6 protein-coding genes are annotated in these 5033 nt (G+C 48.0%); all 6 read right to left on the reverse strand.

Annotated elements, in window-relative coordinates; all coding sequences use genetic code 11:
• Positions 1–78 precede the first annotated feature (78 nt).
• On the reverse strand, positions 79–327 hold the full coding sequence (locus A8707_RS25530; RefSeq protein ID WP_068820205.1) for a hypothetical protein: 249 nt from the start codon (positions 325–327) through the stop codon (positions 79–81).
• Positions 311–733, reverse strand: a complete 423-nt coding sequence (locus A8707_RS25535) for a hypothetical protein (RefSeq protein WP_068820207.1) — start codon at positions 731–733, stop codon at positions 311–313. The genes A8707_RS25530 and A8707_RS25535 overlap by 17 nt, the downstream gene beginning before the upstream one ends.
• A 2-nt stretch (positions 734–735) precedes the next feature.
• The gene (locus A8707_RS25540) at positions 736–1539 is read right to left on the reverse strand and encodes an RAMP superfamily CRISPR-associated protein (protein ID WP_068820209.1); all 804 of its coding nucleotides are present in this window, start codon (positions 1537–1539) and stop codon (positions 736–738) included.
• A 54-nt stretch (positions 1540–1593) separates the two neighbouring features.
• Complete coding sequence (locus A8707_RS25545; protein ID WP_068820211.1) at positions 1594–2682, reverse strand: type III-B CRISPR module-associated Cmr3 family protein; 1089 nt, start codon at positions 2680–2682, stop codon at positions 1594–1596.
• A gap of 5 nt (positions 2683–2687) precedes the next feature.
• Positions 2688–4514: a Cas10/Cmr2 second palm domain-containing protein gene (locus A8707_RS25550; RefSeq protein ID WP_068820213.1), complete on the reverse strand. Its 1827-nt coding sequence runs from the start codon at positions 4512–4514 to the stop codon at positions 2688–2690.
• A 202-nt stretch (positions 4515–4716) separates the two neighbouring features.
• A partial coding sequence (locus A8707_RS25555; RefSeq protein WP_074382592.1) for a DDE-type integrase/transposase/recombinase occupies positions 4717–5033 on the reverse strand: 317 nt, incomplete at its 5' end.

Below are 5033 nucleotides of genomic sequence, written 5' to 3' on the forward strand. Positions count from 1 at the left end.
ACTTTTTGTCGGAGGTCATCGCTGTAGGGGGCTGGCATCGCTCATTTGAGGGTCTCAACTTCTATAGTATGTCCTAACCTAACTGGCAACGGCTATATCATCTACGCCACTGTTGGTAATCAGTCGCCAAGCGATCGTGTAGGTGCGAGTGTGAACGTGTTCTCCAGCATCGGGCAATTCGGGATAGACTTTATCCACCCATTCATCTGCCCATCGCACCGCATCCGGTTCTTCGCCTTTGGTGAGACGCTGAAGTTGACAACGCCCATTTACCTGCGCTCGAAACATCATCGGCACTTTTTTGTGCGGATCAGGAATCACTGTCATCGACTAATCTCCCTACTTTGTAGCGTTGTGTCCACCAGACGATGCAATCACAGAGTTGAGTCAGAACGGCGATCGCGATTCGTTGTTCCTCGATCGTTAAACCCCACAGCTTTTCTGACATTGTTTGAACTTGTCTTATATTGTTAATGTTCACGATGTCATTCGGAATTATCACGCCTGCTTTTTTCATGATCTTGACCAGATCATCCCAAGTCTCTTTCCAATAATCTGATTTCTTTTGCTCTTTGCCGCTTAACCGCAAATGCTCACCCCAAAAGCGCTCTAGACCATAAGAAACCGCCATTCGCATTTTGTAAGACTGATTGAGCGATTGCGAATCTCGTGCCCTGGCGTTGAGTACCAGTTGTTGAGCCATCCGATCGAGGTCATAAGATTGCCAAGCCATAACTAGTTCTCTCCTGCAAGCGTGACACGACAGCGACCAAACCCGATCGACTCTAATCCACCAAAATACAATTCAGAGAATTCAGTCTCAAAGGGTTGCCATCCTGGTTGTCGGAGCGCGATCGGAAACACCATGACGCTGCCTTCTGGAAGTGCTTCGACGTTGAAAAACGCCCCGCCATCGACTTTTTTCTCGGTGTCTGACAGCTTGACTCGACTCTGGCGATAGAGTGCCATATCGTGAATCATCGCCATGTCGTTATCGTCAACTACCACGAGAGAGTTAACATTTAACTCCACTTCAGGTGGAATCCAGGCAGACAGATCAGCTTCATGTTCTAGTTCGAGAAAGCCCAAATTAAAGAAGAGAATCTTGCCCCTCGACTCTACTTGTCTGCCCTGTAAGCCTTTGGCAGCGGTGTACGGAAGCGGCAAATCAGCCTTAATTCTTTGATCAATCTGCTTGTAGCGCTTTAGCAACCACGGACACGTCACCCAGACCACAGGCTGTCCCGGACAAAACACAGGTAACCAGACCAGAGAGGCATATTCAAATTTGACGATCGCTTCACTTGTTTCAGAATCGCCCTCTTTGATTGCTTTGCCATACCACTGATGTTCGTCTCCGGGTTTATCTTGCCGCATATCTGCCCGAAATCGTCCCCGAATTGAACTACCGGGAATAATGCCCGTTTGGGTAAACTGATCGCGAAAAATCAGATTGAGATTCCCGGTTTCCTCTCCGGCACTAGCTCCAACGTGTAGGGGAGCCAGCGTTTCTAAAATGCCATAACGTTTGATATACATTCAGCGCTTCCTTATGTGTAAATTCTGCAATCGTTTCCCTGTTGATTATTTTGTCTATCCAAGCGGTAACGCTAATCCGCAACCCCATCGCTTTAGTGAGGGTCCTTCTTTAGGGAACCACTCGATCGACCAGTCTTGCCAGGGTTGCTCTAGCGGTTCCTCTAGCACATACACCGTTCCAGCGGGGACGGCATAACGACCTCGTGAGAGCAATTTTGGCTGATGTGGCTCATGGATATCATTTTTGTCTTCGTCAATGCGGTTGCCCAGACGATATCGAAATGGAGTCGGGCGCTCTGTGAGCATCGTCGCCACTGACCACACCGTAGAATCAGTTACGCGATTGCAAGGGATCGGTTCCCGATAAGACAACCGATTAGAACCCCAAATCGCGGGCGTAATCAGCGCAAAACATTGTCCGACAGGTTGCTGAAGGAGTATTTGAGTCGATTGACTCAAGTCATGGCAACTGACATCGACCATGTGTCCCTCACCGCCAAAGCGATACCATCCTGGCTCGATCGGCAGATTTGAGAGATAGACCAAACAGGTTTCGGGGTGCATCTGTACAGAGTTTTCAAGGAACAAACTGCCCTGACCGTCTTCTGGATCGACGACGCGACGCTCAGTATCTCGTAGTCTAGGATGCAGATGCGGCAGAAATTTCCACGGGTCGGCGTAGACAGGAAGCCTGCCCTTGAGAGACAGAATCTCATCGTCAGTTAGGGGTTTTGCTAAGGTTTGCCAATGCTCGATCGCGACCCATCCCCCAGTCTTTGCTTTACCACTGGATTCTTTCTCTGTGTTTTGCCATTGGTTTGAATCCCACGTTAGTCGAGCCGTGATGTGACCTTCGTGGAGTTGCTTTTGGGCTGAGTGGGGCGGAGTGTGGGTGAGAAAGTTGAGTGGCATGGGGACGCAGAAGTTTTGCGGCTCGTTACTGTTTGCCCAAAATGGACCTGCAAGCTGTAAGTCTTGAACTGCCGCATTGCCACAGGCGGCAGCAAAGAGTCCTGATATGACCGCAGCACTGGGGGGAAAATGACTGCCCGATCGACCCACTAAGTTTTCGGGTGATAAAAATCGCCCTGCACTGCCGTAGAGCAATCCTAACGGTTCGATTACGATTAGATATTGAAACATCGCAGTTAACTCCAATCTCGATGCAAATGGAATCCAATTTTGGCTAAGTTGATCATCCAATCGTTGATTGCCTGTCTCACGTCAAGGCGTTGATTAAACTCAGCAATTGGAATGGTTTTGTAATCGGAATCAAACGACTGACGACTGCCTAGAATACCAACTTTGGCAGCAGACTTAGGTTCTTCGGGATTCCACCAGTTTTCTTCATTGAGCAAGCCGTTCTCTTCTCCGAAATAAGCTTTGAAGAGTGTTTTAGCGACTTCGACCGTGATGTTGTTCCCGTTGCCAAAGGCATGACGAGATTCGAGGACGGCAACATCGTTATAGAGATGAACCCATTTTTGGTTGCCTTCGCGATCGCGATACTCTTCAAATAATCCGTTCTCTAACACCCACCAGGGACACGCCCATTCTAAATAAGTGCCACTGTTAAACAGGATGCGGAAGTTGATGCGATCGCGCCCTTTCTGTTTCGCGACCTTCTCAGCTTCATGACAGTGTTGTAAAACTTCTCGCTGTGGCACTTTTGCACCTGCCCACACAAATCCAACACTCACACTGATTGGTTTATGAACAGGCTGATTCCAGATGTGTGTCTTAAAGCGAGTGAAAAAGTTTGAGCAATCGGTTGTTTTTATTTGTTCGTTTGCATTAAACAATACACCTAAAAAGTCATCTCCTCCGGCATAAACAATTCGACTATCTCGACCCGGAAGAGGTTTGTCTGCTGCTGTTAGAGTTTTGGAGTTTTGGCGATCGACTAATGTTTTCCCCCAGTCACGCATGATCTGACTAAATTCGTTGATTTGCTGAGGTGGTAAGTCTTTTAGATAGTTTCCTGCACCGTCGCCATCTCCTTGAAACCAACCTGTCCAATATTCTGGCTCGTTGGGATTTCGTTTTCGCTTCAGCCGATTGAGTTCTTTAAACGAATCAGGTTTGAGATCGTTTTGAATCGCAATGATTAGTTTCTGAAGTTCTGCTAATTTTTCGGGCTGAGTTTCACTGAGTTGTTGCTGCAAATTACAGCCCATTTCTTCTGCAATCACATTATGAGTAATCATCCGTTTGACTAACTCTGGAATGCTCAGTTCTTCTCGTGGATCAATAAAGGATTCGCCATACTCTACACTTTTTTCAGCTTTCCACGATTCAGGCTTTTTGCTCAATTCTGGAATGCTGTTGATAAATGCCATTCCGAGGGTTTGGCTGAGTTGTTGGTGAAACAGTTCGACTTTAGTTTTTTGCTCTTGATAGTTATAGCGGCGTGGATCGATGCCAGCGCGACCGAGTTCGGGATAGGCGATCGCGTCTCCTCCTGATAGCGTCGAGCTTTCTCCTGTCCAGTTGATGCCTGTCCAGTTGCGCGATCGCTTCTTTTCGGTCAGCTTGTCTTTTGCTTCGGTCGGTGTCTTGCCGCCATAGATATAGAAAAACTCCCAGGCGTAGTTTGCCCAGAGGCTCCACTCGCGTTCCCAGTGATAGTGCCAGCGCTTGCCATTGAGGTCAACTTCAAGTTCTCGTTCGATCCACAGACGGCAGGTTTCGACGGCACATTTCCAAGCTTGATTGAAGGCATTTCGCGCCTCGTCTTGATCAAACTTCCCTTGGATGATGATGACGTTGGGTAGCCCTTGGGCAACGTTAATCAGCGCAGGAGAGATTATGGGGAATCCTTTCGCGTCGGCGGCGTGGCAGACTGACCAGGAGAGAAACGAGAGTAAATAAGAGCTTCCGTAAAGGTCGCGGAGTTTGCGAGAGTTTTCGATGAAGCCTTGAATGGGGGCGAAGGTGATCGCAGTATAAGAAGAAGCATCTGAGAGATCGGGCATGGGAGCTTAAATCTTTTTGCAGGGCAAAGCCTATAGTCAATTCACCCATGTTAGGGTTGATTCCTGAAAGACTACGTGAATTTGCGGTGTTTTCTTGTGAAGAACATTTGACGATCGAGGCAAGAATCATAGATTATGGCAACATTCGGGTTGTGTCGCAAATACTTTTTAGTGACAAACGAAGTGTTTCGTTTGCATTCCGTTAAGCACTGATTCCGAAGAGGTCTTCAATAAACTTCACTTGGGACACACGGTCCCCTTTGCTGACTCCCTTCACTTGTCCTTTGCGAATCATACTCATCGCTTCGATGCCACTCAAGGTTCGTCTCGCTGTGTTGAATGAGCCGAATCCCATCATTGGCTTTGTCAATCGCTTGATGTTGCGGTGATCCTGCTCGATGATGTTATTCAGGTACTTGCTTTGCCGGTATTCTGTCTCTGCTGCCAGCGTTTCATCGCCTTTCAAGGCTTCGACTGCCACCGGATAGGCAGCATTTTTATCGACGGTGATCACGCGGG

It is taken from the genome of Phormidesmis priestleyi BC1401 (assembly GCF_001650195.1).
Classification (GTDB): domain Bacteria; phylum Cyanobacteriota; class Cyanobacteriia; order Leptolyngbyales; family Leptolyngbyaceae; genus Phormidesmis_A; species Phormidesmis_A priestleyi_B.

Coding starts and splice junctions, on each gene's coding strand:
- A8707_RS25530 (WP_068820205.1), bottom strand. CDS start 327: ATGACAGTGATTCCTGATCCGCACAAAAAAGTGCCGATGATGTTTCGA.
- A8707_RS25535 (WP_068820207.1), bottom strand. CDS start 733: ATGGCTTGGCAATCTTATGACCTCGATCGGATGGCTCAACAACTGGTA.
- A8707_RS25540 (WP_068820209.1), bottom strand. CDS start 1,539: ATGTATATCAAACGTTATGGCATTTTAGAAACGCTGGCTCCCCTACAC.
- A8707_RS25545 (WP_068820211.1), bottom strand. CDS start 2,682: ATGTTTCAATATCTAATCGTAATCGAACCGTTAGGATTGCTCTACGGC.
- A8707_RS25550 (WP_068820213.1), bottom strand. CDS start 4,514: ATGCCCGATCTCTCAGATGCTTCTTCTTATACTGCGATCACCTTCGCC.